General features: G+C 72.5%; 23 protein-coding genes and 3 tRNA genes. 14 read left to right on the top strand and 12 right to left on the bottom strand.

Translation table 11 applies throughout. The features are described 5' to 3' along the window. Nucleotides 1–5 precede the first annotated feature (5 nt). Nucleotides 6–1,409: an ABC transporter substrate-binding protein gene (locus tag ACFW3L_RS16075; protein ID WP_378740979.1), complete on the top strand. Its 1,404-nt coding sequence runs from the start codon at nucleotides 6–8 to the stop codon at nucleotides 1,407–1,409. A gap of 63 nt (nucleotides 1,410–1,472) precedes the next feature. Here ACFW3L_RS16075 and ACFW3L_RS16070 read toward each other — a convergent pair whose 3' ends face one another. Further along, nucleotides 1,473–1,898 (bottom strand): Rieske (2Fe-2S) protein, encoded by a 426-nt coding sequence (locus ACFW3L_RS16070; RefSeq protein WP_378740977.1) that lies wholly within the window; start codon nucleotides 1,896–1,898, stop codon nucleotides 1,473–1,475. 224 nt (nucleotides 1,899–2,122) lie between these two features. Beyond that, a complete protein-coding gene (locus ACFW3L_RS16065) occupies nucleotides 2,123–2,905 on the bottom strand; it encodes a DUF3152 domain-containing protein (RefSeq protein ID WP_378740975.1) in 783 nt (260 codons plus the stop codon). 499 nt (nucleotides 2,906–3,404) lie between these two features. Between ACFW3L_RS16065 and ACFW3L_RS16060 the strand changes: the two genes are divergently transcribed. The 6 genes from ACFW3L_RS16060 (at nucleotide 3,405) to ACFW3L_RS16035 (ending at nucleotide 7,433) form a co-directional block, all read left to right on the top strand. Next, a complete protein-coding gene (locus ACFW3L_RS16060) occupies nucleotides 3,405–4,205 on the top strand; it encodes a fumarylacetoacetate hydrolase family protein (protein ID WP_378740973.1) in 801 nt (266 codons plus the stop codon). A gap of 82 nt (nucleotides 4,206–4,287) precedes the next feature. Beyond that, nucleotides 4,288–5,370, top strand: coding sequence for an SGNH/GDSL hydrolase family protein (locus ACFW3L_RS16055; RefSeq protein WP_378740970.1), 1,083 nt, complete (start codon nucleotides 4,288–4,290; stop codon nucleotides 5,368–5,370). An 86-nt stretch (nucleotides 5,371–5,456) separates the two neighbouring features. Next, nucleotides 5,457–6,905, top strand: a complete 1,449-nt coding sequence (gltX, locus tag ACFW3L_RS16050; protein WP_378740968.1) for a glutamate--tRNA ligase — start codon at nucleotides 5,457–5,459, stop codon at nucleotides 6,903–6,905. Between the two features lie 130 nt (nucleotides 6,906–7,035). Continuing rightward, nucleotides 7,036–7,107 (top strand) — tRNA-Gln (locus ACFW3L_RS16045). Between the two features lie 51 nt (nucleotides 7,108–7,158). Then, nucleotides 7,159–7,234 (top strand) — tRNA-Glu (locus ACFW3L_RS16040). Nucleotides 7,235–7,357: 123 nt separating this feature from the next. After that, nucleotides 7,358–7,433 (top strand) — tRNA-Glu (locus ACFW3L_RS16035). A 73-nt stretch (nucleotides 7,434–7,506) separates the two neighbouring features. Here ACFW3L_RS16035 and ACFW3L_RS16030 read toward each other — a convergent pair. The 6 genes from ACFW3L_RS16030 to ACFW3L_RS16005 form a co-directional block, all read right to left on the bottom strand. Then, nucleotides 7,507–8,109, bottom strand: coding sequence for a TetR/AcrR family transcriptional regulator (locus tag ACFW3L_RS16030; protein ID WP_378740966.1), 603 nt, complete (start codon nucleotides 8,107–8,109; stop codon nucleotides 7,507–7,509). Nucleotides 8,110–8,280: 171 nt separating this feature from the next. Next, nucleotides 8,281–9,288 carry a PDR/VanB family oxidoreductase gene (locus tag ACFW3L_RS16025; protein WP_378741048.1) on the bottom strand — a complete coding sequence of 336 codons (1,008 nt, stop codon included), beginning with the start codon at nucleotides 9,286–9,288 and terminating at the stop codon, nucleotides 8,281–8,283. Between the two features lie 131 nt (nucleotides 9,289–9,419). Continuing rightward, complete coding sequence (locus tag ACFW3L_RS16020; RefSeq protein ID WP_378740964.1) at nucleotides 9,420–10,379, bottom strand: metal-dependent hydrolase; 960 nt, start codon at nucleotides 10,377–10,379, stop codon at nucleotides 9,420–9,422. A 58-nt stretch (nucleotides 10,380–10,437) separates the two neighbouring features. Continuing rightward, entirely contained in the window at nucleotides 10,438–12,171 is a 1,734-nt protein-coding gene (locus tag ACFW3L_RS16015) for an SDR family oxidoreductase (protein ID WP_378740962.1), read from the bottom strand. Then, the gene (locus ACFW3L_RS16010) at nucleotides 12,168–13,043 is read right to left on the bottom strand and encodes a M24 family metallopeptidase (protein ID WP_378740960.1); all 876 of its coding nucleotides are present in this window, start codon (nucleotides 13,041–13,043) and stop codon (nucleotides 12,168–12,170) included. Before ACFW3L_RS16010 ends, ACFW3L_RS16015 begins: the two co-directional genes overlap by 4 nt. 181 nt (nucleotides 13,044–13,224) lie before the next feature. Further along, a complete protein-coding gene (locus ACFW3L_RS16005; RefSeq protein WP_281387326.1) occupies nucleotides 13,225–13,911 on the bottom strand; it encodes an IclR family transcriptional regulator in 687 nt (228 codons plus the stop codon). Nucleotides 13,912–14,090: 179 nt separating this feature from the next. On the opposite strand from ACFW3L_RS16005, the gene leuC reads away from it, so the two are divergent. The 3 genes from leuC (at nucleotide 14,091) to ACFW3L_RS15990 (ending at nucleotide 16,753) form a co-directional block, all read left to right on the top strand. Further along, complete coding sequence (leuC, locus tag ACFW3L_RS16000) at nucleotides 14,091–15,497, top strand: 3-isopropylmalate dehydratase large subunit (protein WP_378740958.1); 1,407 nt, start codon at nucleotides 14,091–14,093, stop codon at nucleotides 15,495–15,497. A 28-nt stretch (nucleotides 15,498–15,525) separates the two neighbouring features. Continuing rightward, entirely contained in the window at nucleotides 15,526–16,122 is a 597-nt protein-coding gene (gene leuD / locus ACFW3L_RS15995; protein WP_378740956.1) for a 3-isopropylmalate dehydratase small subunit, read from the top strand. 349 nt (nucleotides 16,123–16,471) lie between these two features. Continuing rightward, nucleotides 16,472–16,753, top strand: a complete 282-nt coding sequence (locus ACFW3L_RS15990) for an HU family DNA-binding protein (protein ID WP_014910144.1) — start codon at nucleotides 16,472–16,474, stop codon at nucleotides 16,751–16,753. Nucleotides 16,754–16,885: 132 nt separating this feature from the next. Here ACFW3L_RS15990 and cofC read toward each other — a convergent pair whose 3' ends face one another. Next, nucleotides 16,886–17,590 (bottom strand): 2-phospho-L-lactate guanylyltransferase, encoded by a 705-nt coding sequence (cofC, locus tag ACFW3L_RS15985; protein ID WP_378740954.1) that lies wholly within the window; start codon nucleotides 17,588–17,590, stop codon nucleotides 16,886–16,888. A 196-nt stretch (nucleotides 17,591–17,786) separates the two neighbouring features. Between cofC and ACFW3L_RS15980 the strand changes: the two genes are divergently transcribed. From ACFW3L_RS15980 to ACFW3L_RS15965, 4 genes are read left to right on the top strand one after another with little or no spacing between them, the layout of a single operon-like run. Then, nucleotides 17,787–18,617 (top strand): lysophospholipid acyltransferase family protein, encoded by an 831-nt coding sequence (locus tag ACFW3L_RS15980; protein WP_378740952.1) that lies wholly within the window; start codon nucleotides 17,787–17,789, stop codon nucleotides 18,615–18,617. After that, entirely contained in the window at nucleotides 18,614–19,678 is a 1,065-nt protein-coding gene (locus ACFW3L_RS15975; RefSeq protein ID WP_378740950.1) for an NAD(P)H-dependent glycerol-3-phosphate dehydrogenase, read from the top strand. The genes ACFW3L_RS15980 and ACFW3L_RS15975 overlap by 4 nt, the downstream gene beginning before the upstream one ends. Nucleotides 19,679–19,689: 11 nt before the next feature. Then, nucleotides 19,690–20,907, top strand: coding sequence for a trans-sulfuration enzyme family protein (locus ACFW3L_RS15970; protein WP_378740948.1), 1,218 nt, complete (start codon nucleotides 19,690–19,692; stop codon nucleotides 20,905–20,907). Nucleotides 20,908–20,966: 59 nt separating this feature from the next. After that, a complete protein-coding gene (locus tag ACFW3L_RS15965; protein ID WP_378740946.1) occupies nucleotides 20,967–22,091 on the top strand; it encodes a D-alanine--D-alanine ligase family protein in 1,125 nt (374 codons plus the stop codon). Nucleotides 22,092–22,175: 84 nt separating this feature from the next. Here ACFW3L_RS15965 and ACFW3L_RS15960 read toward each other — a convergent pair whose 3' ends face one another. The 3 genes from ACFW3L_RS15960 to cydD form a co-directional block, all read right to left on the bottom strand. Next, nucleotides 22,176–22,994, bottom strand: coding sequence for an EI24 domain-containing protein (locus tag ACFW3L_RS15960; protein WP_378740944.1), 819 nt, complete (start codon nucleotides 22,992–22,994; stop codon nucleotides 22,176–22,178). A 107-nt stretch (nucleotides 22,995–23,101) separates the two neighbouring features. Further along, nucleotides 23,102–24,865, bottom strand: a complete 1,764-nt coding sequence (gene cydC, locus ACFW3L_RS15955) for a thiol reductant ABC exporter subunit CydC (RefSeq protein WP_378740942.1) — start codon at nucleotides 24,863–24,865, stop codon at nucleotides 23,102–23,104. Beyond that, nucleotides 24,862–26,607: a thiol reductant ABC exporter subunit CydD gene (gene cydD / locus ACFW3L_RS15950; RefSeq protein WP_378740939.1), complete on the bottom strand. Its 1,746-nt coding sequence runs from the start codon at nucleotides 26,605–26,607 to the stop codon at nucleotides 24,862–24,864. Before cydD ends, cydC begins: the two co-directional genes overlap by 4 nt. Between the last annotated feature and the right edge of the window lie 95 nt (nucleotides 26,608–26,702).

The following is a 26,702-nucleotide window of genomic DNA, read 5'->3' as shown; positions in this document are numbered from 1 at the left end:
AACCCATGACACGTATCCCCCGACGTCGCGGTGTGCGGGCCGCGGCCCTGCTCGCCGGCCTCGGCCTGGCCCTCAGCGCGTGTTCCGGAGACGGTGGCGGCGGTGGCGGCGGCGACCTCACCGCGCCCGGTCCGGAGGTCCTGGACGACCTCGACGAGGCGGTCCAGGTCGAGTTCTGGCACAGCATGGACGCCACCAACGGCCAGGTGCTGGACGGGCTCATCGACGACTTCAACGCCCAGAACGAGGGCCGTGTGCAGGTCACCGGCTCGTTCCAGGGCCAGTACGACGAGGCCCTGGCCAGCCACCGCGCGGCGATCCAGCAGGGCGACACCGCCGAGATGATCATGATCTTCGACCTCGGCACGCAGTTCATGATCGACTCGGCGCAGACCGTCCCCGCGCAGTCCTTCCTCGACGTGGACGACTACGACACGTCCTCGATCGAGGACGCGCTCCTCAACTACTTCACCGTCGGCGGGGAGCTGCGGTCGTTCCCCTTCAACAACTCGACCCCGCTGATGTACGTCAACCGGGACGCGTTCGAGGAGGCCGGACTCGACCCGGACGCGCCGCCCACCGACCTCGCCGGGATCCGGGAGGCCGCCGAGGAGCTCACCGTCAGGGACGACGACGGCACCGTGGTCCAGTACGGCTTCGGCGCCTCCGTGTACGGGTGGTTCATCGAGCAGTTCATGGCGCGCTCCGCCGTCCCGTACTGCGACGCCTCCAACGGCCGTGACGGCCGCGCCTCCGAGGTGCTCTTCGACGACCCGAAGATCGTCGAGCTCGTCGAGTGGTGGGACCAGATGATCGAGGACGAGCTGGCGGTCCAGATCGGTCGCAACACCGACGACGGCCAGGCCGCGTTCACCTCCGGCCGCGCCGCGATGACCCTGGAGTCCACCGGCTCCCTGGGCGGCTTCATCGAGCAGTCCGACTTCGAGGTCGGCGCCGGGTACTTCCCGCTGGTCAGCGCGGACGACCCGGGCGGGTCGATCATCGGTGGCGCGTCCCTGTGGATCAACGGCGAGGGCCACACCCCCGAGGAGATCCGCGGGTCCTGGGAGTTCGTCCAGTTCCTGCTGACCCCGGAGTCGCAGTCGGTCTGGCACGCCGGGACCGGATACCTGGCCGTGAACACCGAGGGCTACGACGGGCCGGAGGCCTCCGAGCGCGCCGAGGAGTTCCCGCAGTTCTCCGTGGCCGCCGCCCAGCTGGCGGACTCGGAGATCAACGAGAACACGGCGGGCTGCATGATGGGCGTGATGTCCGAGGCCCGCGTCGCCGCCGAGGAGGGCTGGGAGACCGCCCTCACGAGCGACACCTCGGCCGAACAGGCCATGGCCGACGCGGCCGAGGGCGTGTCCCGCACCATCGGTGAGTACAACGCCTCGGTCGAGGACTGACCCGGCCCGGTGACGGGGGAGGGGCCGTGGTGGTGACACCACCACGGCCCCTCCCGTGGTTGCTCAGGCGAGGACGATCGAGTCGCCGTCGACCCTGATCGCGACCTCCTCCAGGGGGCTCCGCGCCGGTCCCTCGGTCGGGGAGCCGTCCTCGACCGAGAAGCGGCTGCCGTGGCAGGGGCACAGGATCTGTCCGTCGACGACCTGGTCGACCGGGCAGCCCTCGTGTGTGCAGGCGGTGGAGAAGGCGCGGAAGACACCCTCCTCGGGCTGGGTGACGACCACTTCGTGCTCGCTGAGGACGGCCCCCTCGCCCACGGGGATCTCCTCGGTGGTGGCGATCGGGGCGTCCGCGCCCTCCTGGCCGGTGTCCGGTCCCTGCTCGTCGGGGCCGTCACCGTCCCCGCCGTCCTCGGATCCGCCGCAGGCGGTCAACACCCCGGCCAGGGCCCCGCCCCCGGCGACACCGAACACGGAGCGTCTGGTCACCCCGGGATCGACGGTCCCGCCTCGGGCTGCGCGGCAGTCACACATACGGCCTCACTCTCTCGCCCGACGCGGCGCGGGCGGACCCCCGCACGGGGCGCGGGCCCCGTGGCGGGCGACGTACGGCCCCGGTCGGTGGGGCCACCCCCATGGAACACGGTGCGGCGCCTCCGTGTCCGGAGAACCAGCCAGGTCCCCCGGGAGCGGAACGATCCGCGGAACACGATCTAGGGGTGCACCCAGCCGTTGGCCTCGCAGCCCTGGAGACCCAGCGTCTGCTGCTGCATGACGGGGGCGAGCTCCCCCTCGCCGGGGCAGTCGACGTGCCCGTGGCCGAGGGTGTGGCCCACCTCGTGGTTGATCAGGTAGATCCGGTAGGTCTCCAGGTCGTCACCGAAGTCCTCGACACCCGACACCCAGCGGTTCTGGTTGATGATGGCGCGGTTGCCGTTGGCGCAGGACACGTACCCGTTGGTGTTCAGCGGCGCGCACAGGCGGTCCACCGTGTCCGGCGCGGCCAGCAGCACCCGGATGTCCGCGTCGTCGCCGTCCACCCGCTGGAGGGAGCGGTCCCCGTCGTTGCCCCAACTGCGGGGATCTCCGAGGATCTCCTCGACGGCGTCCACGAAGTCCCCGTTGCGGCCGGGCAGGCCCTTCTCCACCTCCACGGCGAAGGTGGTGAGGGGGCCCTCACCCATGACGTCGCCCTCGCCCTTCATCACCTTGAGATCGCCGTCGGCGGTGTCGACCTCCTCCACCACCGAGCGCAGCAGGAGGGGGAGGTCGTCCTCGTCGGTCGGTGACGCGCTGGGGGAGGGGTCCGTCGCGTCGGATCCGGCGTCCTCGGAACCGGGGTGCCGGCGGGCGCCGTCCTCGGGTACGCCGTCGCCCACGGGGCCCGTGGCGGAGGTCTCCTCGGGGGAGTCGAGCTCGGATCCGGGCTCGGGCACGCTGACCATCAGCACGGCGGACGCCCCCGAGACCAGGCACAGCCCGAGGGCCAGTCCCATGGGGTAACGGCGGCGTCGGCGGTGCTTGGCTCGAGGAGCGGAAGCGGGCACGAGGCTCAACCTCTCGACAGTGGACTGTGGTGCCGCCGGAACCTCGGCGGGGGTGCGTGGCCTCCCACCGCCCGGCGGTCGTGGGACCGCTCCGACCAGCACGGTCGGTGGAGACGCCCCCACACGGACGGACGAGTGCCGCGGTGGCCCGAACGGAGTCGCCACGCACACCGGTGGTGTCGCCGACCTCCGGAACGACGGTTCCCGAGGGCTTCGGACCACGATCCCAGCATGCCAGAGTTCGCCCCCGAGGAGGGCCAGGTCGCGTTCCGCGAAGGGTGGGTGTGTCACGCCTTCGGGCGATTGCCTCCGCCTTATCGTGAACAACTCGTCACTCTCGGTGTTCGCCTCGGGCTCCGCACACCCGGACGTACCGGGCGCCGTCGCGTCGGGCGCCGCTACGCTGCAAACGGCAAGAACGAGCAAGAGGGCTGCTGGGAGGCATCAGGTGCGTATCGCACGGTTCGCGGCCGGTGACGAGGTCGGGTTCGGCCTGGTCGAGACGGACACGGACAGCGGAGAGGAGTTCGTGGCCCGGCTGACGGGACACCCTCTGCTGGGGGACATCAAACTGACGGGTGAGCGGGCCAGGCTCTCCGACGTGCGCCTGCTGTCGCCGGTCCTGCCCACCAAGGTGGTGTGTATCGGCAAGAACTACGCCGACCACGTGGCGGAGATGCAGGAGGTCACGGGGGAGTCCACCGACGAACCGGTGGTCTTCCTGAAGCCGTCCACCGCCGTCACCGGACCGTACGACCCCGTGTTCTACCCCTCGGTCTCGGAGTGGGTCAGCTACGAGGGAGAACTGGCCATCGTCATCTCCCGCCCCTGTCGCGAGGTGCCGCGCGAGCGCGCCAAGGACGTCATCTTCGGGTACACGGTGGCCAACGACGTCACCGCCCGCGACCTCCAGAAGACCGACAAGCAGTGGACGCGGGCCAAGGGATTCGACTCCTTCTGCCCGATCGGGCCGTGGATCACCACGGGCCTGAGCATCGAGGAGGCCCAGGACCTCGCGGTCACCACGACCGTGGACGGTGAGGTCCGCCAGGATGGACGTACGTCACAGTTCATCCACGACATTCCGGGCATCATCTCCTACGTCACCTCCTTCATGACGCTCCTTCCGGGCGACGTGGTCCTGACCGGCACCCCCGCCGGAGTGGGCCCGGTCGAGGTCGGCCAGGAAGTCGCCGTCACCGTGGAGCGCCTGGGCACCATCACCAACAGGGTGGTCACCCGGGACTGATCCCGTCCCTCCGCGCGCGGGCGCGCCACTGGCCCGCGCGCGGAGGCGCCCACCGACCCACCGAGCGGAAGGTCCGAACCCCTTGGCACCTCGACTGGCACGACGGCCCGGCCTCGGCCGCCCCGCGATCCTCGCCGGGGTCCTCACCCTGGTCCTGGCGCTGGTGGGCTCCGCCCTGTGGCTGGTCACCCGGCCCGGCCTGGGCGCCCCCGACTCCGTGGAGGAGGCCGACAGGGGTGCCTGGCTGGAGGACCGGTCACGGGTGCGCGTGATGCTCGCCGGGGACTCCATGACCCACGGTGCGGGCGGCGACCGGACCTGGCGCTTCCACCTGTGGAACCACCTCGAGCCGCACGTGGGGAACCTGGACTTCGTCGGTCCCTACTCCCAGCCCGCCACACCCGAGCAGATCATCCCGCCCGAGCTCTTCGGCGGCGACGGGCAGGCCGAATCGGGAGGAGAGGTCGAGCCGGGGGGCGAGGGAGAGGTCGAGTCCGGTGGCGGACAGGGCGGCCTCCTCGGGAGCCCCGAGGAACGGCGTGCGGACCGGCCGGTGGAGGACCGCGCCCCCACGGCACGGCCAGAGCCCTCCGAGTTCCCGGGCCTCCCCGACCCCTCCGACGCCGAGGACGGCGTCACCTACCGCGACCCGGACTTCGACCAGGACCACAACGCCCGCTGGGGGCGCACCCTGGCCGACGCCCTCACCACCATCGAGGCCGACGTCGCCGCCCACCGGCCGGACGTGCTGTGCGTGATGATCGGCATCAACGACCTGCTGCACCCCATCACTGCCGAGGACATGGAGCAGCGGCTGAGCTCCTACGTCAACGCGGCCCGCGAGGCCAACCCGGAGATCCGCGTCCTCTTTGCCGAGGCGCTGCCCATCACCCTCGCGGACCAGGACCAGGGCTTCGCGCTGCGCGTGTACGTGTACAACGAACTCGTCCGCTCGGTGGCCGCCGACCTGTCCACGGAGGAGTCGCCGGTGGCCAGCTTCGACCTGGCGGCGGCGGAGTCCTGGGACCCCTACACGGACACCTACGACGGCACCCACCCCAACGACGACGGTGAGATCAAGATCGCCGCCGGGTTCGCCGACGCCCTCTCCCGCGAGTTCGGTCTGGGCCCCGCACACGCCCGGCCGCTGCCGATCCGGCCCTGACCGGCGTCTCGGCGACTCCGTCCCGTCCCGTCGCCCTCTCCGGGACTTCCCACAGGTCATCCCGGGCCACCGATATCCTCGGAACCGTGACTGAGACTCCGATTCGTACCCGCTTCGCCCCGTCCCCCACGGGCATGTTCCACGTCGGCGGTGCGCGCTCCGCCCTGTTCAACTGGGCCCTGGCCCAGCAGCAGCCCGAGGGCCGCATGGTCCTGCGCATCGAGGACACCGACGCCGCCCGCAACCGTCCCGAGTGGACCGACGGCATCATCCGCGCGATGTCCTGGATCGGCATCGACGAGAGCGACCCGCACTTCGAGGGGCCCTACTTCCAGTCGGCCTACGTCGAGAAACACCGCGAGACCGCGCAGGAGCTGTACCGCTCCGGCCGCGCCTACTACTGCGACTGCACCCGCGAGCAGGTGCAGGAGCGCCGCGACAACCCGAACCTGGGCTACGACGGCTTCTGCCGCGACCGGGGTCTGGAGCCGGGCCCCGGCCGGGCGCTGCGCTTCCGCGTGCCCGAGGGCGGCCCCACGGTCGTCCGCGACCAGATCCGTGGCGACGTGGAGTTCGACCACGCCGCCATCGAGGACTTCGTGATCGCCCGCGCCGACGGCTCCCCGCTGTTCGTGCTGGCCAACGTCCTCGACGATGTCGAGATGCGGATCACGCACGTCATCCGAGGCGAGGAGCACCTGTCCAACACCCCCAAGCAGCAGCTGCTCTGGGAGGCGCTGGACCTGACCCCGCCGGTGTGGGCGCACCTTCCCGTCATCGTCAACGAACAGCGCAAGAAGCTGTCCAAGCGCCGCGACAAGGTCGCCCTGGAGTCCTACCAGGAGGAGGGCTACCTGGCCGAGGCGATGGTCAACTACCTGATGCTGCTGGGTTGGGCGCCGGGTGAGGACCGCGAGATCATGCCGTGGTCGGAGATGATGCCGCTCTTCCGCGTCCAGGACGTCAACAGCTCCAGCGCGTTCTTCGACGAGAAGAAGCTGCGCGCGTTCAACGGCGAGTACATCCGCGCGCTGGACGTCGACGCGTTCGTCGAGCGCTGCCAGCCCTGGCTCACCGGCGAGGGCACCCCCTGGGACGCCGCCGACTACGACCCCGAGGTCTTCGCCGCCGTCGCCCCGCTGGCCCAGAGCCGCGTGGCGGTGCTCAGCGAGATCGTCCCCAACGTGGACTTCCTGTTCCTCAGGGAGCCCGCCGAGGACGAGAAGAGCTGGAAGAAGGCGATGAAGCCGGGCATCGGCAAGGAGATGGTGGAGGCCGCCCTGGCGCGCTACGCCGACCCCGGGCTGGAGTGGACGGCCGAGGCCCTCAAGGACGCCACGGAGGAGACCGGGACGTCGCTCGGCCTGAAGCTGGGCAAGGCCCAGGCCCCGGTGCGTGTGGCCGTCACGGGTCGCACGGTGGGTCTGCCGCTGTTCGAGTCCCTGGAACTGCTGGGCCGTGAGCGGGTCCAGGCACGCCTGGAGGCAGCCCTGGAACGCCTGCGCGCCGAGGAGAAGGCCGCCGCCGGGAGCTGACCGCCGGGGTGGTCGGGGCCACAGACCGGCCACCCCGTTTCCGGTTCGCGAGCACTCCGAATGTCCGCTAGAGTTAACACGTCGCCAAGGGGGACAGGGAAGCGAGAGCGACCGGGTCCTCCGAAAGCATTGGCCTATGGTGTAATCGGCAGCACGACTGATTCTGGTTCAGTTAGTCTAGGTTCGAGTCCTGGTAGGCCAGCGCATGATCACGGTTCGCCGTGGTCGGCACAGGGTCAGTGACCCAAGGTGCGCCCCCGTCGTCTAGTGGCCTAGGACGCCGCCCTCTCAAGGCGGTAACGGCGGTTCGAATCCGCTCGGGGGTACCAACGGCAGGAAGTCTCCACCCCGTGGATCCTTCCTGTTGGCCGGTGCTTGTCACCGGTGTCCGGTTCGCGCGGGTATCGTAGAGTTACGGTTCACGCGGACCAGCGGTCCGCGCGACCGCGTAGGCCCCCGTCGTCTAGTGGCCTAGGACGCCGCCCTCTCAAGGCGGTAACGGCGGTTCGAATCCGCTCGGGGGTACCAACGGAGAAGGCTCCATCCACTGGATGGGGCCTTCCGTCGTTTCCGGCGGTGATGGCCGGGCCGCCGTCGGCGCTCAGCCCGTGTGGGCGGCCAGGAGCTCCCGTTCCTCCCCGGGGCCCCCGGCGGCGAGCAGCATGGCGGTGAGCTGGTCGAGAAGCCAGTCCGCGAGCTCGTCACGGGACATCTGGCGTTCCCGCAGCCAGGACATCACCGCGGTCTCCACCGCCGACACCCAGCAGCGCAGTGCCAACAGCAGCAGGGGTGAGGGGTCCGTGACGCCGACCCGCTCCAGGATCAGCGCGCGCACGCCGTCGCGGACACGGTCGATCTGGGCCTCGGTCTCCTCCGTGGAGATCACCGATCCCCCGTTGAGCAGGGCGGCGTAGGACGGGGCGTAGGAGTCCGCGAAGTCGACGAAGGTGCGCAGCGCCGCCCGCAGCTGCTCCGCCGGCGGCAGGTCCTCGGGCGGCGCCAGCCGCGACATGAGCTCGGACATGGCCTGTTCCAGGGCGGCCCTGCGCAGCTCGGCCATGTTGGGGAAGTACCGGTACACCAGGGCCCGGGAGACGTCGGCCTCCTCGGCGATCTCCTCCGGGGTGACGTCACCGGGCGGGCGCCGCGCGAACACGCGCAGCGCCGTCCGGATCAGGTCCGCCCGGCGTTCGTGCGGCGCCATGCGACGTGGCCGCCGCCGGGTCCCCGGTCCGTGGACCGGGCCCGCCGAACCCGTCACCCGCGCCTGGTGACGGTCGGTCCTGTGGGACACCACCGCTGCCGCTACCTCCCGAACCCTCGCCGCGCCCCCGCCGTCGGGGTCCTCCTCGAAACTACCGCCCCCGGGACCCCCTCACAGGTCCAGCACCAGCCGCTCGCCCTCCTCCGCGCGGGAGACGCACAGGGCGAACCCCGCGCCGCGAGGGGAGCCGCCGGTGGGCCGGTCCCGGTCGTCGGGCGTCCCGGACAGCAGCCCCACCCGGCAGGTGCCGCAGAAGCCCTGGCGGCACGAGTAGGCGGTCTCCGGGCGGGCCCTGAGCACCGTGTCCAGCGCGGACTCGTCCTCCGGCACGGTGAGCACCGGCCCGGAGCGGCCCAGGCGCACCTCGAAGCGGCGGCCGTCCACGACGGGCGGGGGCGAGAAGCGTTCGGAGAAGAACGGGGTGCCCGGGGGCACCCGGCACCGCAGCGCGTCGATCAGCGGGGCCGGTCCGCACACGTACACGGCGGTGCCCGGGGTGATCCCGGCCAGGAGCGCGTCGGCGTCGGGGCCACCGTGTTCGTCGTCGGGGCGCACCGCCACGTCCGCGTTCCCGGACGGTGCGGGGATCTGGTCCAGGAAGGGCATGCTCTCCCTGCTCCGGCCGGTGTAGACGAACCGGAACGGTCGGTCGGCGGCGTGCGCCGCCCGGACCATCGGCAGGATCGGGGTGATCCCGATCCCGCCCGCCACGAAGAGGTACCGCTGGGCCCGGGTGAACGGGAAGGCGTTGCGCGGCCCGCGCAGCGCGAGCGCGTCCCCCTCGGTGAGCGCGTGCGCCAGGCCCGAACCCCTGCCGTCCTCGATCCGTCGCACCGCGATCCGGTAGGAGGAGCGGTCCTCCGGGTCGCCGCACAGGGAGTACTGCCGCACGACGCCGTCCCCGAGCACCACGTCCACGTGGTGGCCCGGCTGCCAGCGCGGCAGCGTCGTGCCGGGGCGGACGGGGACCAGCGTGAGGGCCACGACGTCCGGGGCGGGGCGCTCCACCCGGGCGACCCGTACCGGAAGGTCCCCGGCGGGCGTCGGCGGAGGACGACCGGGCCGCCAGCGCGAGGTGACCGGTTCGATCCGCGAGGCCAGGCGCTCCAGGGTCAGCATGAACCGGTCCGGGCGCTCGGACCGCCCGAACAGCGACACCGGGGAGCGCGGGTCCGCGTAGGACTCGGCGCTGTGCGCGATCCGCCGGTCGCCCCGGTCCGGGCCGTCCGCGTCCCGAGGGGTTGCGCCCGTCACCGGGACCCCTCCCCGCGTGCCGCCTCCCGCTCCGCGGCGTCCGCGGCCCGGGCGGCGGGGGAGACCGCCAGGTAGGCGACGGCCTGGCTGGTGGAGCCGTAGTGCGAGGGGTGGTACCTGCGGCGGAGGTACTCGGGGATGGCGCGGGCCAGCCGGCCCAGGTGCGGGATCAGGCCGCGCCGACCGTCCCGCAGGGCCCAGGAGGCCTTCGGCGCGCGTCCCCCGATCCGGCCCCGGAGATAGGGGTCGTTGGCGACCAGGAACCGGACCCCGCGCACCCACAGCGCGGCCAGGGCGAAGGCGGCCACCCCCATGGCCAGGGCGCGGCGCGGATAGCCGCCGTCCAGGTGCGCGTAGAGGTCGTGGGCGACGGCGCGGTGCTCCACCTCCTCCGCGCCGTGCCAGCGCAGCAGGTCCAGCATGGTGGGGTCGGTGCCCACCTCGTCCAGCGCGCGGGCGTCCAGCACCCACTGGCCCAGGACGGCGGTGTAGTGCTCGATCCCGGCGATCACCGCGAGCCGGGTCCGCAGCCAGGCGAACTCGCGGTCGCCGGTCAGGTCGCGGTCCCCGAGCACGACCCGGAACATCCAGGCGATCTGTTCCACGTAGGGGCGCGGGTCCAGCCCGTGCGCGTCCATGTGGTCGAGGACGCCCGCGTGGGCCTCGGCGTGCACGGCCTCCTGGCCGATGAAGCCGAGGACCTGCTCGCGGAGCTCGTCGTCGGTGATGTGCGGGACGGCCTGCTTGAAGACCTCGACGAACCAGCGTTCCCCCTCCGGCAGCAGCAGGTGGAGGACGTTGATGACGTGGGTGGCGAAGGGTTCGCCGGGGATCCAGTGCAGGTCCAGTGTGCTCCAGTCGAACTGGACGTCGCGGGCGTGCAGGACGAGCCGGTCGGGCTCGTCCACGCCGGTCCGTGCGGGTGTGGTGGGCGCGAGCGCGTCGTCACCGCTCATGGTCGGCCTCCGTGGCGAGTCGAGGGGGCGAGGGGTCGGAGTGAGGGGCGGGAGCGGCTCAGGACGGCGGCGCCAGCCGGGCGTACGCGCGCAGGGCGGCGGGAGAGAGCCGGGACAGGGCCAGGCCGATGTGGGCCTCACTGGTGACCGGGACGATCTCCGGGTCGGACTCGACGGCGTCGGCGATCCGTCGCGCCGCCCTCTCCGGGGTGTAGCCGCGCAGCCGGTACAGCCGGTTGAGCCGCTCCTTGGCCCGGGACACCTCGCCCATGCCGGAGAGGCGGGCGCTGGAGATGATCCCGGTGTCGATCAGGCCCGGGCAGACCGCCGTGACGGACACCCCCCGGCCCGCGAGCTCACCGCGCAGGGAACGGCTCAGGCCGAGGACCGCCGCCTTGGTGGCCGAGTAGGCGCCGTACAGGCGTGAGGGCAGGTAGGAGGCGGCCGAGGCCGTGTTGACGATCCGGCCCCCGCCTCCGCCCTCCACCATCATCGGCGCGAAGGCGCGGACGCCGTGGATCACGCCCCACAGGTTGGTGTCCACGACCCGTTCGAGGTCCTCCGTGCTGGCCTCCAGGAAGGGGCCGGCCACACCGATCCCGGCGTTGTTCACCACCATGTCGGGCACCCCGTACTCGTCACGCACCCACGCGGCGAGCGCGTGCATGGCGGCGGCGTCGGTGACGTCCACGCGCTGGGCCGCGGAGCCGGGTGTGACCAGGGAACAGAGCGCGGCGGTCCGTTCGGCGGCGGGCCCGTTGACGTCGACCGCGACGATCCGCGCCCCGCGCTCGGCCAGCTCGAAGGCGAGACAGCGTCCGATACCGCTGCCCGCCCCGGTGATCACGGCGACCTGACCGGCGAACGCGCCGCCGTGACGGCGGGCCTGCTGGGCGGTGAGGTTGCGGACCGGGCGGGGCGCCCCGGACTCGATCTCGGCCACGAACGCGCGGACGCGGCGGGCGACGGGGGCGGGCCGGGAGCGGACCGACCAGTGCCCGCCCTGGAAGCGGTGGAACCGGAAGTCGTCCACCCAGCGCCCGGCGTTGGACTGGAGCTGGTCGACCATGAACGCGTCGTGGGTGGGGGCCAGGGCCTGCACCGGCACGCTGGTGCGGCGTTCGGTGGGGCGGGTGAAGCGGCGGAGCATGTTGGCGCGGTACAGGGCCAGCCCGTTGAGGTAGTCGCGGGTGGCGCGTCGGGCGGGCACGCGGGGGCCGCCGCCGACGCGTTCCAGACCGGCCAGGGCCAGGCCGCCGATCCCGCTGAGCCAGGCGGCCTCGGGCAGCCCGGGGGTGCCGAAGAACCCGATGTAACTGGAGCGCACGGCCTGGCGCAGCACGGTGCGGACCCCGTCCGGGGCCTTTCGGAGCCAGTGGCCCGCGTGGTCGAGGTCGGGGCCGGAGATCGAGGTGAAGGACGCGAAGCGGGGGGAGTGCTCGGGCTCGGTGACCGCGTGCCAGGCCTGGATGGAGCCCCAGTCGTGCGCGACCACGTGCACGGGGTGGTCCGGGCTGACGGAGTCGACCACGGCGCGCAGGTCGTCCGCGAGCTGGTCCAGCAGGTAGCCGGAGCGGTCGTCGGGGGCGGTGGAGCGCCCGGCGCCCCGGACGTCGTAGGTGACGACGTGGTGGTCGGCGGCCAGGTCGTGGACGAGGGCGTCCCAGACGGTGGCGTTGTCCGGGTAGCCGTGGACCAGGACGAGGGTGGGGCGGGCGGGGTCCCCGGCGGAGTAGACGGCCAGGCGCTGGCCGTCGGTGGCGGTGACGCGGTGCTGCGGGCGGGTGCTCATACGGTCGCGGTCTCCTGGCTGGTCGCGGCGGTGGTGGGGGCCGTCCGGGCCCAGCGGCGGACGTGCGGCAGGTCGTCGTCGAGCCAGTGGGCGCCGTCCTCGGCGACGACGAGGATCTCCTCGAACTTCACCCCGATGTCGCGGAAGCCGATGTGGGGCTCGACCGCCCACAGGCCGGGGGTGGCGGGGTGCGCGGAGACGTCGCCGTCCGCCCACAGGGGTGAGCGGTGGTGCAGGCGTTCGACGACGAGGTCCCCGACCAGGGTCTGGAGGGAGCGGACGCCGAACCCCGCGACGATCGCCCGGGGCAGCCGGGACCTGACCCTGCCCACCCGGTGCGCGATGACGCGGCCGGGGTAGACCCGGTGCCGGTTGTCGTGGCCCTGTTCGCGGATGAGGGCGTCCACGGCGCGGTACACGTCCTGGAGGGTGTCGCCCGCCCCGACCCGCTCCACGATCAGGTCCCGGTGCGCGCGCAGGTCGTCCATGAGGAGGTCGTGCAGGGCGTTCTCGCCCAGGTAACCGGAGTAGCCGATGTCCGCGACGTAGCCGTCCCGGACGGGGGCGCAGTCGAGGATGAAGGGCATGCCCTCCTCCAACCGACGTCCGGTGGGGAAGAACTGGAGCGGCACGCGGAAGTTCCGGAAGGCGGTGCGGTCCCCGAACCAGGCGAAGGGGGTGTGGAACCAGTCCTGGACGCCGCGCGCCTCCAGGTGTTCACGGACGCGCCGGGCGGCCTCGCGTTCGGTCACACCGGGTTCGAGGGTGGCCGCCACGTCGCTGGCGGCCTGGTAGGCGAGCTGTTGCAGCTCACGGAAGGCGTCGAGCTCGACCCGGGTGTCTGTGTTCCCGGTCACGTTCTTGTGAGACATTCCGTCATGTTAGACAGAGTGTCAATAAGAGTCCAGAGGCGGGGCCGCTCTTTCGGAGCCCCTCGCGGAGGCGCCCCGGGGACGACGGAGGCCGCGCCCGCCGGGTTCGGCGGACGCGGCCAGTGCGCGTTCCTGTGGGGGAGGGGGTGTGCGGGTCCGGGGTGGTGTGGTGGTCGGGCGCCTAGTGCGAGCCCTCGTAGGTGTGCAGTGACTCGCTGATCTTCTCGGCGGCGGACACCACGGCCTGCGAGTGGATGCGGCCGGGGGAGCGGGTCAGACGCTCTATGGGACCGGAGACGGACACCGCCCCGATCACGCGGCCGCCCGGGCCGGACACCGGAGCGGAGACCGAGGCCACGCCCTGCTCGCGTTCCGCGACGCTCTGGGCCCAGCGGCGGCGCCGTACCTGGGCGAGGCTGGCGGCGGTGAAGCGGGCGCCCACGAGCGAGCGGCGGATGCGGTCGGAGTCCTCCCAGGCCAGCAGGACCTGGGCGGCCGAACCGGCGTTCATGGGCAGTTCGCTGCCGACCGGGACGGTGTCGCGCAGGCCGCTGCTGCGTTCGGAGGCTGCCACGCACACGCGCAGGTCGCCCTGGCGGCGGTAGAGCTGGGCGCTCTCGCCGGTCAGGTCGCGCAGCTGGACCAGGACGGGCGCGGCCACGGCGAGCAGGCGGTCCTCGCCGGTGGCGATCGACAGCTCTCCCAGGCGCGGCCCGAGCACGAACCTGCCCTGGCTGTCCCTGGTGACCATGCGGTGCCGTTCCAGGGCGACGGCGAGACGGTGGGCGGTGGGGCGGGCCAGACCGGTGATCTGGACCAGCTGGGCCAGCGACGCGGGCCCCGACTCCAGGGCGTCGAGGACGGACATCGTCTTGTCCAGGACACCGACACCGCTGGATGAGCTAGAGTTGTCCATGGCTTGATATTGCCGTCTCGAAATATGGAATGCAAGTCGGCCGCACATCCGTGCGCGAGGCCCGCGGCCCTGGCGAAGCACCCCGTGACGAGGCGAGCACGAGACGCGACACACGAGAGGGGCGATCGCCCATGGCACGCACGATGGCCGAGAAGGTCTGGGAGGAGCACGTCGTCCGGCGTGCCGACGGCGAGCCGGACCTGCTCTACATCGACCTCCACCTCGTCCACGAGGTGACCAGTCCGCAGGCCTTCGAGGGCCTGCGCCTGGCGGGTCGCGGCGTGCGCCGCCCGGACCTGACCATCGCCACCGAGGACCACAACGTCCCGACGATGGACCTCCTGGCCCCCATCGCGGACCCGGTCTCCCGCAAGCAGGTCGAGACCCTGCGCAAGAACTGCTCCGACTTCGGTGTGCGCCTGCACCCCATGGGCGACATCGACCAGGGCGTGGTGCACGTGGTCGGCCCCCAGCTCGGCCTCACCCAGCCCGGCATGACCGTGGTCTGCGGAGACAGCCACACCAGCACCCACGGCGCGTTCGGCGCCCTGGCCTTCGGTATCGGCACCAGCCAGGTCGAGCACGTCCTGGCCACCCAGACCCTGCCCATGCAGCCGTTCCGGACCATGGCCGTCACCGTCAACGGCACGCTCCGGCCCGGGGTGTCCGCCAAGGACATCATCCTCGCCGTGATCGCGAAGATCGGCACCGGGGGCGGCCAGGGCTACGTCATCGAGTACCGGGGCGAGGCCATCGAGGCCCTGTCCATGGAGGCCCGCATGACGGTGTGCAACATGTCCATCGAGGCGGGCGCCCGCGCCGGGATGATCGCCCCGGACCAGACCACCTTCGACTACGTCCAGGGCCGCCCGCACGCTCCTCAGGGCGCGGACTTCGACGCCGCCGTCGAGCACTGGAAGAGCCTGCGCACCGACGAGGGTGCCGAGTTCGACGCCGAGGTGGTCCTGGACGCCGACGAGCTCAGCCCGTTCGTCACCTGGGGCACCAACCCGGGTCAGGGCGTGCCGCTGGACGCCGAGGTGCCCGACCCCGCGTCCTACGAGGACCCCTCCGCGCGCGCCTCCGCCGAGAAGGCCCTCAGGTACATGGACCTCGCGCCGGGGACGCCGATGCGCGAGGTGCGGGTGGACACCGTCTTCCTCGGCTCGTGCACCAACGGCCGGATCGAGGACCTGCGGGCGGCCGCCGAGATCGTGCGCGGACGCAGGGTCGCGGACGGCGTCCGGATGCTCGTGGTGCCCGGTTCCATGCGGGTCAAGGAGCAGGCCAACGAGGAGGGCCTGGGGCAGGTCTTCCTCGACGCGGGCGCCGAGTGGCGCGAGGCGGGCTGCTCGATGTGCCTCGGCATGAACCCGGACCAGCTCAAGCCGGGCGAGCGCAGCGCCTCCACCTCCAACCGCAACTTCGAGGGGCGCCAGGGCCGGGGCGGTCGCACCCACCTCGTGTCGCCGCAGGTCGCCGCCGCCACCGCCGTGCGCGGCACCCTGTCCTCGCCCGCCGACCTGGACCCGCAGTAGTCCCCGACCCCGTCAGGAGAGTCCTCCCATGGAGAAGTTCGACGTCCACACCGGTCGGGCCGTCCCGCTGCGCTCCAGCAACGTCGACACCGACCAGATCATCCCCGCCGTCTACCTCAAGCGGGTCAGCCGCACGGGGTTCGAGGACGGCCTGTTCGCCGAGTGGCGCAAGTCCGACCCGGACTTCGTGCTCAACCGTCCCGAGTACGAGGGCGCGTCCGTCCTGGTGGCCGGGCCGGACTTCGGTACCGGTTCCTCCCGTGAGCACGCCGTGTGGGCGCTCCAGGACTACGGCTTCAGGGCCGTGCTGTCCTCGCGCTTCGCGGACATCTTCCGGGGCAACTCGCTCAAGGGCGGCCTGCTGACCGTCCTGCTGCCGCAGGAGGTCATCGACCGGCTGTGGGCGGCCGTCGAGGCCGACCCCGCCACCGAGGTGACCGTGGACCTCGTCGCCCGCGAGGTGCGCGCTCCGGGGGCGGACGTGCGGGAGCCGTTCGAGCTCGACGACTACACCCGCTGGCGTCTGCTGGAGGGTCTGGACGACATCGCGCTGACGCTCCGTCACACGGACGAGATCGGCGCGTTCGAGACCACGAGGGAGCCCTGGAAGCCGGTCACGCTCTAGCTCCGGAACGCCGCTCCGACACGGGATCGGGGGTCGCTGTGACTCAGCGCACCCCCGGTCCCGAATAATTTTACCTTTACTTGACGTGAGCGCTCGCTTACGGTCTTTGTGTCCTTAAGCGCGGCGTGGCCGGAGCCCGGAATCCGGTTATACGTAGGCTTTTGAGGACCACAGAAGGGGGCAAAAGGGGCTGGTTCACCACCCCCGCCCCATGCTTCCCCACCGTCGCGCAGGGTGACCTCGCAGGTCGGAAGGGGCCCGACACGCCTTGCCCGTGGGCGTTTGTATTTGTGTAAGGGCCTCTGCTTCCCCTAATTTCGTGCGAGCAAGGGGGAACCGGAGGAACCTTATGAACAAGCGTGACCTGATCGACGCGATCTCCGACCGTCTCGGAGACAAGAAGACCGCGACCGAAGCGGTCAACGCTGTGCTTGAGACCATTCAGGCCACCGTGGCGTCGGGCGACAAGGTCGCCATCACGGGCTTCGGCGTTTTCGAGAAGTCCGAGCGTGCGGCTCGTACCGCGCGCAACCCCGCCACTGGCGCCACGATCAACGTCCCCGCGAGCTTCGTTCCGAAGTTCCGCGCTGGCGCTGACTTCAAGGCGCTCGTCAACGGCGACAAGAAGTAGCCCTCACCGCCGCCAGGCGGTCAGGACGCACCCGCCCGGGTTCCCACGAGGGGCCCGGGCGGAGTGCTGTCCGGGGCCGGTCCGGGCACGTCGTCGCCGCCCGTGGGCGGTCCCTGCGTCCCGGCGTCGGCCTCAGGACCGGGCCCGCCCGTGCGTCCGGTCCGCGTGACCGGTCGGGAGACGCTCCAGCAGCGCGCTCGTCCGGGGGCCCACGCCCATCTCCGCGACGGCCGCCAGGTCCTCAGGGGTGTCCACGTCCCGCCGGACCGACGCCACGTCGGGGATCAGCAGCTCCCGAGCTCCACCGGCCAGGTGACGCGCGCGTGAGGCCCCCTCGAAGGCCGGGGCCAGTCGACCGCCGGGCGCCGCGGCCAGCAGGGTGGTCCCCGCTCCGGGCGTGTCCGCCAGGAACGACCGTCCGTGGGTCGAGGCGGCTGTCAGGACCCGCTCCAGCTCCTCCGGGCGCAGCGCGGGCAGGTCGGCCGAGAGCGCGCACACGCCGAACCCCGGGAACCCGGCCGCGGCGACCCGCGCCCCGTGCTCCAGGGCGGGGTTGAGACCTCCGCCCGGCTCGCCGCCGACCACCGCCGCGCCCAGCTCCGTCAGTTCGGCGCGCGCACGCGGGTCCTCGGTGACGGCGAACACCGCCGCCGTCGCCGCGCACGCCAGTGCGGCGGCCACCGTGTCGCAGGCGATCGCGAGCGCCAGTTCCTCCCGCAGGTCCCCGGCGGCCCGGGCCAGTCGTGTCTTGGCGCGACCGAGGTGCTTCACTGGAACGATCAGGGACCAGCGCGCCCCGAGGTGCGAGGCCCCGTCACGCTCTCCAAAGCCGGTCACGCTTCCCCCGGGACGTCGATACGGCCACGACAGTGACGAGGGTAGGCCTTCGGGGTACGGCGCGGCGCGGGCGCCCTGGGTGTGTCCGTCCGGGCCGGAGACGGCGTCACCCGGAACTTCGGTACACGTCCTAGACTGAGTCGGTTGAGCTTCCGTGGTCCGGACCGGGCCGGGAGCGAGAAGTGAGGAGTCCCCCGTGGCCAAGCAACGAGAATCGCGATGGGTCAAGTGGGTCGTGTCCCGCATCGTCCGGTTCGTCCTGTGGTTCGTGACCAAGCCCGAGTGGAAGGGCACCGAGAACGTGCCCGCCCAGGGCGGGGTGATCATCGCCGCCAACCACCTGTCGGTGACCGACCCCCTGACCGTCGCGCACTTCCTCTACATCGGTGCCCGCCGCTGGCCGACCTTCACCATGAAGGACGGGGTCATGAAGATCCCCGTGGTCCGCTCGGTGGCCAGGAGCACCGGCCAGATCCCGATCAAGCGCGGCAGCGCCGACGCGGTCAAGGCACTGGGTGAGGCGGAGAAGGCGCTGGTCCAGGACGGTTCGTCGGTGATCTTCTACCCGGAGGGCACCTGCACCCGCGACCCCGAGCTGTGGCCGATGACCGCCAAGAACGGCGTGGCCCGGCTGGCCCTGACCACGGGTGTCCCGGTCGTCCCGGTCGCGCACTGGGGTGAGCAGGAGATCCTGCCCTACGGCGAGAAGAAGCCCCGTCTGCTGCCCCCGCGCAAGCGCATCCAGTTCAGCGCCGGTCCGCCGGTGGACCTGTCCGAGTTCCGGGACCAGCCGCTCACCGCGACCGTCCTCGACGGCGCCACCCGGGCGATCATGGCCGACATCACCGCCCTCCAGGCGGGCATCCGCGGTGAGCAGCCGCCCGCCGAGCCCTTCGACTACCGGAAGGCCCGCCAGCAGGAGGCCGAGGCCCGGCGCGCGGAGCGCGAGGAGGCCGGGAACGACATCGTGGGCGCCGAGGACGCGGGCGCCGACACCGACAACGGGAAGAACAGCACGGGGGCATGAGCGACCAGATGAGCGCTGAGAACGTGAAGGTCGCGGTTCTGGGCAGCGGGTCCTGGGGGACCACGTTCGCCAACATCGTCGCGGACGCGGCCGACCTGGCGCGCAAGAACGGCGAGGGCCCCGTGGCCGAGGTGGTCCTGTGGGGCCGCCGGGCCGAGGTGGTCGACGCGGTCAACGAGTCCTCGGAGAACCCGGACTACTTCCCGGGGGTCACGCTCAACGGGGGGCTGCGCGCCACCACGGACCCGGCCGAGGCGCTCACCGGCGCCCGGGTCGTGGTGCTGGCCGTCCCCTCGCAGACCCTGCGGGAGAACCTCGCCTCCTGGCGCGGGCACATCGCGGAGGACGCGGTGGTCGTCAGCCTCATGAAGGGCGTCGAGCTCGGCACCCTCATGCGGATGAGCCAGGTCGTCGGTGAGGTCCTGGGTCTGCCCCGGGAGCGGATCGCGGTCGTGTCCGGCCCCAACCTGGCCCGGGAGATCATCGAGCGCCAGCCCGCCACCGCCGTGGTGGCCTGCCCGCACGAGGAGACCGCCGTCCACCTCCAGGGGCTCTTCAAGTCCGCGTACTTCCGCCCCTACACCAGCACCGACCTGGTGGGCGTGGAGATCGGCGGCGCGATGAAGAACGTGATCGGCCTGGCGGTCGGCGTCGCGGAGGGCATGGGGTTCGGTGACAACACCAAGGCCTCGCTGATCACGCGGGGCCTGGCCGAGACCACCCGGCTCGCGGTCACGCTCGGCGCGGACGAGCACACCCTGTCCGGTCTGGCCGGGATGGGCGACCTGGTGGCGACATGCTCGTCCCCGCTGTCGCGGAACCGGACCTTCGGTGAGAAACTGGGCGCGGGCAAGACCCTCGAACAGGTCGTCGCGGAGACGAAGCAGACGGCGGAGGGGGTCAAGTCCTCCGAGTCCATCCTCGAACTCGGGTGGACCCACGGGGTCGACATGCCCATCACCGAGGCCGTCGTCAAGATGATGCACCACGACATGAGTCCGGCCCAGGCGCTGCTGGCGTTCATGTCACGCAGCACCAAGCCGGAGCGCTACGGGGTCTGAGAGCGAGCACGATGACACACACACCCGGTTCCGGGAGCGCGGGGGAGCACACGCGGGCGGTACGGGCCCCGGAGGCCCCCGTCCCCACCGAACGCCCCATGCGGATGCCCGTCCACCGCGCCACCACCTACGCGTTCGACACCTCGCAGGGGTTCGCGGACGTGCTGGCCGGTACGCGTGACGGCTACTCCTACGCCCGCATCGACAGCCCCACCGTGGACGCCTTCGCGGACGCGGTCGCGGCGCTGGAGGGCGCGGGGCTCCCGGACCGGGTGCGCGGCCAGGCCTTCGCCTCCGGCATGGCGGCCCTCAGCACCGTGCTGCTCGCCCTCACCGAGGCAGGGGCGCACGTGGTGGCCTCCCGCTCGATCTACGGCAACACCTACTCGCTGCTGGACCGGCTGATGCGCCGGTTCGGCGTGCGCACGGACTTCGTGGACGTCACCGACCTCGACGCCGTGGCCGCGGCGGTCACCCCCGAGACCCGGGTGGTGTTCACCGAGACCCTGTCCAACCCGGCCATGACCGTCTCCGACCTGCCCGGCCTGGCGCGGATCGCGCGTGCGGCGGGCGCCGCCCTGGTGGTGGACTCCACGTTCGCCTCCCCGGCGGTCTGCCGCCCGCTGGAGTTCGGCGCGGACGTCGTCGTGCACTCGGCCACCAAGTACCTGGGCGGGCACAGCGACACCACCGGCGGCGTGGCCGTGGCCGCCCCCGCCCTGATCGACCGCGTCCGCGCCGCCCGGATCGACCTCGGGCCGTGCCTGGCCCCGGACGAGGCCTACCTGCTGCACCGGGGGCTGGAGACCCTGCCGCTGCGGGTCGAGCGCCAGTGCGCGACCGCCGCGGCCTTCGCCCGGGCCCTGGAGGGGCACCCCCTGGTGGAGCGGGTCGACCACCCGTCGCTGCCCTCGCACCCCGGGCACGAGCTCGCGGGCAAGCTCTTCGACGAGGGCCGCCACGGGGCCGTGGTCACCGTGCACCCGCGCGGCGGCCGGGACGAGGGCATGGCCTTCGCGGACCGCCTGGAGCTGGCCACCATCGCGGCCTCGCTCGGCGGCACGCACACGCTGGCGGGGCACGTGGCGTCGACCTCGCACCGGAACATGAGCGAGGCCGAGCTGACCGCCGCCGGTGTCTCCCCGGGCGCGGTCCGGTTCTCCATCGGCCTGGAGGACCCCCGGGACCTCATCGAGGACGCCCTCGCGGCTCTCGACGGGGGAAAGTGACACACGGGCGCTTTTCACCCGTACCGGATTCATCAGCAGGCGAGATAGGGTCAGGCAGCATGTCGTCCGAGCAGCGCAAGATTCGGGTCGCCGTCGTCTTCGGCGGTCGTAGTTCCGAGCACGAGATCTCCTGCGTCACGGCGGGCAGCGTCCTGTCCGTGATCGACCAGGACCGATACGAGGTCGTCCCGGTGGGGATCACGCCCACCGGCAACTGGGTCCTGACCTCGGGCGATCCCGAGAGCCTGCGCATCGACGCGGCGACCAAGGCCCTGCCGACCGTCTCGGAGGAGGGCACGGACATCGCCCTGCCCTTCGACACGGCGGGCCAGCTCATGACCGTCAGCCCCGACCAGGGCACGCGGCGGCTGGCCGAGGTCGACGTGGTCCTGCCGCTGCTGCACGGCCCCTTCGGTGAGGACGGCACCATCCAGGGCCTCTTCGAGATGATGGGCGTGCGCTACGCGGGCGCCGGGGTGTTCTCCAGCGCCGCCGCCATGGACAAGGTCTTCATGAAGGCCCTGCTGGTCGGCAACTCCATCCCCACCAGCGACTACGTGGCGATCACCGAGCGCACCTGGCGGACCGAGCGCAAGAAGGTCCTGGACGACGTCGCGGAGCTGGGCCGGACGGTGTTCGTCAAGCCCGCCCGCGCCGGGAGCAGCGTCGGCATCAGCAAGGTGCGGGACTCCTCGGACACCGACGCCGTGGTCGCCGCCGTCGAGGCCGCCCGCGAGCACGACCCCAAGGTGCTGGTCGAGGCGCAGGTCATCGGCCGCGAGATCGAGTGCGGGGTGCTGGAGTCCGAGGACGGCGGCACCCCCGACGTCTCGTTCCCCGCCGAGGTGCACGTGGCCGAGGGTTTCGACTTCTACGACTTCGAGGCCAAGTACCTGTCCACGAGCGGTCTCACCATCCCCGCCGAGATCCCGGAGGAGGCCACCGCCCGCCTGCGCGCGATGGCCGCCGACGTCTTCGAGGCCATGGGCTGCGAGGGGCTGGCCCGGGTGGACTTCTTCTACACCGAGGACGGCCGGATCCTCGTGAACGAGCTCAACACGATGCCCGGTTTCACGCCGTCGTCGGCCTTCCCGCAGATGTGGGGCGCCACCGGCCTGGACTACGCCGCCCTCGTCGAGCGCATGATCACCACGGCGCTGCGCCGTGACCCCGGCCTGCGCTGACCGCACGGGAACGAGAGGAGGGGGCGGACGACCCGGAGTCGTCCGCCCCCTCGTGTGTCGAGGTCCCACAGAGGCCTGAGGTGGCTACTGGGGCTTCTGCGGTGTCTCGGGCGGGTTCGGGTCGGAGTCCGGCGACGTGCTCGGCTCCTGGGGCGTCTCGGGCAGCAGCTCGCGCGCGAGGATGGTCCCGCCGGCGGTCGCCGCCGGGAACACCGCCACGGCGACGAACGGGATCGCGAGCAGGAAGTAGGTGGGGACCGCGAAGCCCAGGGCGCGCCAGCGCCGGGTCCCCATGAAGCGGCGCCGGTCGCTTACGAGCAGCAGGCCACGGCGGTCGAAGGCGCTGGCCGTCAGTTCGATGCACAGGAGCCAGCCGCCCATCACGGCGGTCAGGACCGGTCCGATCAGCCAGCCGAGCAGCGGGATCAGCCCCAGCAGGAACGCGCAGACGGTCACCACGAGGGAGACCAGCACGATTCCCAGGGACTGCCGGATCGCCCGGGCCACCCCGGCGGCCAGGGACTCGTCCTGTGCCTCGGGCGCCCCGCCCAGCTCCTGTTCGACCAGCTCCGCGATCCGGTCGTAGACGGGCGCGCCCAGGGTCAGGGTGACGGTCGTGAACGCCACCACCATGATCAGGACCGCCCCGGCGAGCAGACCCACGGACAGGGCTCCGCGCAGCAGCCCCTGCCAGACGGTGTCCCACTCACGGGCGAACGGCGTCGCCCACGCGACCAGGTCCGTCAGGTTCACCGCGAGCGTGATCAGCGCCGCCAGGAACAGCAGGGACGTCACGAGAGCGGGCAGCGCGCCCAACAGGAACAGGCGTGGTTTACGGAGCACGATCGCCAGACCGCGCAGCAGAACGCCGAAACCACCGAAGACCTCACGTACGGGATTCACGGGCGAACACTAGCGCCCCGGAAGGGCCGGTTCCACTCGTCGCCCGCCACCGCCCTCAACGGACGCCTACGGCGCGGTACCAGCCCGCCCGTCGCCCGCCACCACCCTCAACGGACGCCTACGGCGCGGTACCAGCCTTCCTGCTCCATCAGCTCCGCGTGCGTTCCGGACTGGATCACCCGGCCGTCGCGGACCACGTGGACGCGGTCCACCCGGTCCAGCCCGGTGAGGTCGTGGGTGATGAGCAGGGTCGAGAACCCCTCGGCGGCGTCGAGCAGGTCGTCCACCACAGCGTCGCGGGTGTCCGGGTCCAGGTGCGCGGTCGGCTCGTCCAACACCAGCACGCGCGGCGCGGCCAGCACCGCGCGGGCCAGCGCCAGCCGCTGCCGCATCCCGCCGCTCAGGCCCATGCCGTGCGACCCCACCTGGGTGTCCAGGCCCTTGGGCATCGCCTCGACCTCACCGGCCAGCCGCGCCCTGCGCAGCGCCGCCCACAGCTCCTCGTCCCCGGCTCCCGGGCTCGCCAGGCGCAGGTTCTCCCGGAGCGTGGAGGCGAACACGTGCGGGTCCTGGGGGACCCCGCTCACCACCCGGCGGACCTCGTCGGCCGGGTAGTCGGTCACGTCCACCCCGCCGATCTCCACACGACCGCCGTCCGGGTCCCGGAAGCGCAGCAGCACCGAGGCGAGCGTGCTCTTGCCCGCGCCGCTCGGACCGACCACCGCGACCGTCTCCCCGGCGGGGATCTCCAGGTCCACCCCGTCCAGCGCCCACGGCTCCTCGGGGCCGTACCGCACGCGCAGGTCGCGGATCCGCACCGTGGCGTCGGCGTCAGGGTCGATCTCCAGGCCCTCCCTCGCGGGCGGCGCGACCGCGGGAGGCGTGTCCAGGACGCCGAACAGTCGCTCGCCACTGGCCCGGATCGCACCCAGCCGGGCCGCGACGGCGGGCAGCGGGGCGACGATCTCGAAGGCGGCCAGTGTCGTCAGCACCAGCACCGCCAGCGCGGTCGGGCCGATCGTCCCCTCCTCCACGGCGAGCACACCCAGGAAGAGCGCGCCCCACACGGTCAGCCCGGTGATGAGGGCGGTGGCCCCGGCACTCAGCCCCAGGGTGGCCGCGTCCCGTCGGGCCACGCGCGTGAGCTCGGCGTCCGCCTCGTTCACCCGGGCCACCTGACGCTCCATGGCCCCGTAGGCGACCAGGTCCGGAGCACCCTGGAGGGTGTCGACCAGGGTCGTGGAGAGTCGGCCCCGTGCGCGGGCCTCCCGCCGTCCGGGGCCGCGCCCCAGCGCTGCGGCGGCCAGCGGCACCGCGAGTCCGGCGAGCAGCAGGCCCGCGGCGAGCAGCAGGCCCCCGGGGACGTACACCACGGTCAGGAACAGCACCGTGGCCCCACCGGTGACCACCGACACCAACGGTGGGGTGAGGCCGCGCACCAGCAGGTCGAGGGTGGCCTCGGTGTCGTTGACCAGGCGCGACACCAGGTCGCCGGAGCGGAACCGGCCGAACGGTTCGGTGCGGGCCAACCGCTCGTACACCCGGACCCGCACCTCGGCCAGGGTCCGGAACGCCGCGTCGTGGGTGACCAGCCGTTCCAGGTAGCGGGTGACGCCCTTGCTCACCCCCAGCGCCCGGGTGGCGACCACGGCCACGCTCAGCGCGGTGATCGACGGGTGGTCGGCGGCGGTCGCCAGCATCCACGCGGCCACGCCCAGCAGGGCCACGCCCGACCCGGTGGCGGCGGCGCCGAGCAGCACGCCCAGCGCGAACCGTGCGCTCCGGGGCCGGGCCAGACCGATCATCCGGCGCAGCGGGTCCCGGCGCCGTTCCCGCCCACCGACCTCCGGCGGGGCCGTCCCGGCGCTCATCGGCGGGCCTCCCGGGTGAGCAGGGGAAGCGCGGCGGTCCGGAGGCGGGCCCCGAGTGCGGACTCGGCCCATGCGGTGTCATGCGCGACGATCACGGCGGTGCGTCCCTCCAGCAGGCGGGCCACGGCGGTCCGTACCGCCCTGGCGTTCTCGGGGTCGAGGTGCGCGGTGGGCTCGTCCAGCAGGACCAGCGGCGCGTCCCGGCACAGCGCCCGGGCCAGGGCGATCCGCTGCCGCTGCCCGGCGGACAGACGCGCGCCCCGCTCGCCCAGTCGGGTCCCGTAGCCCTCGGGGAGCGCGGAGACGAACGTGTCGGCCTCGGCCAGCCGGGCCGCCTCCCGCACCCGCTCCATGTCGGCGTCGGGCGCGCCCAGCCGGATGTTGTCCGCGACGGACACGTCGAACAGGTAGGGGTGCTGGGGGACCCAGGCGACGCCGAGCCGCCAGTCGTCGGGGGGTACGTCGTCCATCGGGGTCCACTCGCCCCCGGGCGCCCGTACGCTGATCCGCCCCTCGGTGGGTTCCCCGAGCCGCAGCAGGAGGGACAGCAGGGTGGTCTTGCCGGACCCGCTGGGGCCGGTGAGCAGCAGGTGCTCCCCGGACCGGACGGTCAGGTCCAGCCCGGACAGGGCGGGCACCTCGCGCCCCGGGTACAGCAGCCCCACCCCCTCGAACCGGATGTCGCCCGAGGCGGCGGGGGAGGGGACGCCGGTCGGAGCCGGGGTCGGCCGCTCCTCGCCGCCCCCGTCCGGAGACCGCGACCCGCGCTTGCGATCCAGCTCGGTGAAGACCTGGTCGGCGGCGGCCACGCCCTCCATGCTCGCGTGGAAGCGGGCCCCCACCTCGCGCAGCGGCAGGTAGGCCTCGGGGGCGAGGATCAGGACCAGCAGGGCGGTCTGGTAGTCCATGTGCCCGCCCAGCAGGCGCAGCCCCACCTCGACGGCGACCAGCGCCACCGCGAGGGTCGCCAGGAGCTCCAGGGCGAAGGCCGAGAGGAACGCGATCCGCAGCGTGCCCATGGTCGCGGACCGGTGGTCCTCCCCGACCTTCCGGATGATCGCGGCCTGCGCCTTGGCGCGGCGGAACACCGCGAGGGTCGGCAGCCCCTCCACCACGTCGAGGAAGTGCCCGCCCAACCGGCTCAGCAGCCGCCACTGGCGTTCGGTGCGCTGCTGGGTGTGCATGCCGATCAGCGCCATGAAGATCGGGATGAGCGGCAGCGTCACCAGGATGACGATCCCGGAGATCCAGTCCGCCCAGAACACGACGGCCAGCACCGCGAACGGCACGATGCAGGCCAGGACGAGCTGGGGCAGGTAGCGGGAGAAGTACTCGTCGAGGGCGTCCAGGCCCCGGGTGGCCAGGGTGACGAGTTCCCCGGCCCGGGGCGACCCGTCCTCCCGGTCGCCGCCCTCCGCCAGCCACACCTTGCCCGAACCGGTCACGTGGGCGACCAGCCGCCGCCGCAGCTGTGACTTCGTGCGGGCGGCGCTGTGCAGGGCGGAGGCCTCCGCGAGGTAGGACAGCAGGGCGCGGACGACCGCGACGGCGGCCACCGAGGCGATCATCCAGCCCAGGGCGTCCAGCCCCTCTCCGGCCCAGACCCCGGTGATGACCCGGGCGAGCAGCCAGGCCTGGGCGAGGATGAGGCCCGTGATCAGCACCCCGCTGACGACGGTGACGGCCAGGTGGGTCCTGACCGCGTCCGCGGTGCGCACCAGTCGTGGATCGAGCGGTTTCATCTGCGAGGAACCTCGTGGCGTCGGAGCCCGGCCGGACCGGTGGGGCTGGTGGGGCGGATGCGTCGTGTACGCGGGGGCAGGGTGCGGGGCCCGGT

Source organism: Nocardiopsis sp. NPDC058789, assembly GCF_042745575.1.
In the GTDB taxonomy this organism is placed as follows: Bacteria; Actinomycetota; Actinomycetes; order Streptosporangiales; family Streptosporangiaceae; genus Nocardiopsis; species Nocardiopsis eucommiae.
Note: the sequence above shows the minus strand (reverse complement) of the source record. Positions and strands in the feature narration are given on the sequence as shown.

Excerpts from the sequence above, each read along its gene's own strand:
- ACFW3L_RS16010 (WP_378740960.1), bottom strand. The coding sequence starts at position 13,043 with ATGTCTCACAAGAACGTGACCGGGAACACAGACACCCGGGTCGAGCTC.
- cydD (WP_378740939.1), bottom strand. The coding sequence starts at position 26,607 with ATGAAACCGCTCGATCCACGACTGGTGCGCACCGCGGACGCGGTCAGG.
- ACFW3L_RS16075 (WP_378740979.1), top strand. The coding sequence starts at position 6 with ATGACACGTATCCCCCGACGTCGCGGTGTGCGGGCCGCGGCCCTGCTC.
- ACFW3L_RS16015 (WP_378740962.1), bottom strand. The coding sequence starts at position 12,171 with ATGAGCACCCGCCCGCAGCACCGCGTCACCGCCACCGACGGCCAGCGC.
- leuD (WP_378740956.1), top strand. The coding sequence starts at position 15,526 with ATGGAGAAGTTCGACGTCCACACCGGTCGGGCCGTCCCGCTGCGCTCC.
- ACFW3L_RS15970 (WP_378740948.1), top strand. The coding sequence starts at position 19,690 with ATGACACACACACCCGGTTCCGGGAGCGCGGGGGAGCACACGCGGGCG.
- ACFW3L_RS15965 (WP_378740946.1), top strand. The coding sequence starts at position 20,967 with ATGTCGTCCGAGCAGCGCAAGATTCGGGTCGCCGTCGTCTTCGGCGGT.
- ACFW3L_RS16020 (WP_378740964.1), bottom strand. The coding sequence starts at position 10,379 with ATGAGCGGTGACGACGCGCTCGCGCCCACCACACCCGCACGGACCGGC.
- ACFW3L_RS15990 (WP_014910144.1), top strand. The coding sequence starts at position 16,472 with ATGAACAAGCGTGACCTGATCGACGCGATCTCCGACCGTCTCGGAGAC.
- ACFW3L_RS16030 (WP_378740966.1), bottom strand. The coding sequence starts at position 8,109 with ATGGCGCCGCACGAACGCCGGGCGGACCTGATCCGGACGGCGCTGCGC.
- leuC (WP_378740958.1), top strand. The coding sequence starts at position 14,091 with ATGGCACGCACGATGGCCGAGAAGGTCTGGGAGGAGCACGTCGTCCGG.
- ACFW3L_RS16025 (WP_378741048.1), bottom strand. The coding sequence starts at position 9,288 with ATGCTGACCCTGGAGCGCCTGGCCTCGCGGATCGAACCGGTCACCTCG.
- ACFW3L_RS16065 (WP_378740975.1), bottom strand. The coding sequence starts at position 2,905 with ATGGGACTGGCCCTCGGGCTGTGCCTGGTCTCGGGGGCGTCCGCCGTG.
- ACFW3L_RS16005 (WP_281387326.1), bottom strand. The coding sequence starts at position 13,911 with ATGTCCGTCCTCGACGCCCTGGAGTCGGGGCCCGCGTCGCTGGCCCAG.
- ACFW3L_RS15975 (WP_378740950.1), top strand. The coding sequence starts at position 18,614 with ATGAGCGACCAGATGAGCGCTGAGAACGTGAAGGTCGCGGTTCTGGGC.
- cydC (WP_378740942.1), bottom strand. The coding sequence starts at position 24,865 with ATGAGCGCCGGGACGGCCCCGCCGGAGGTCGGTGGGCGGGAACGGCGC.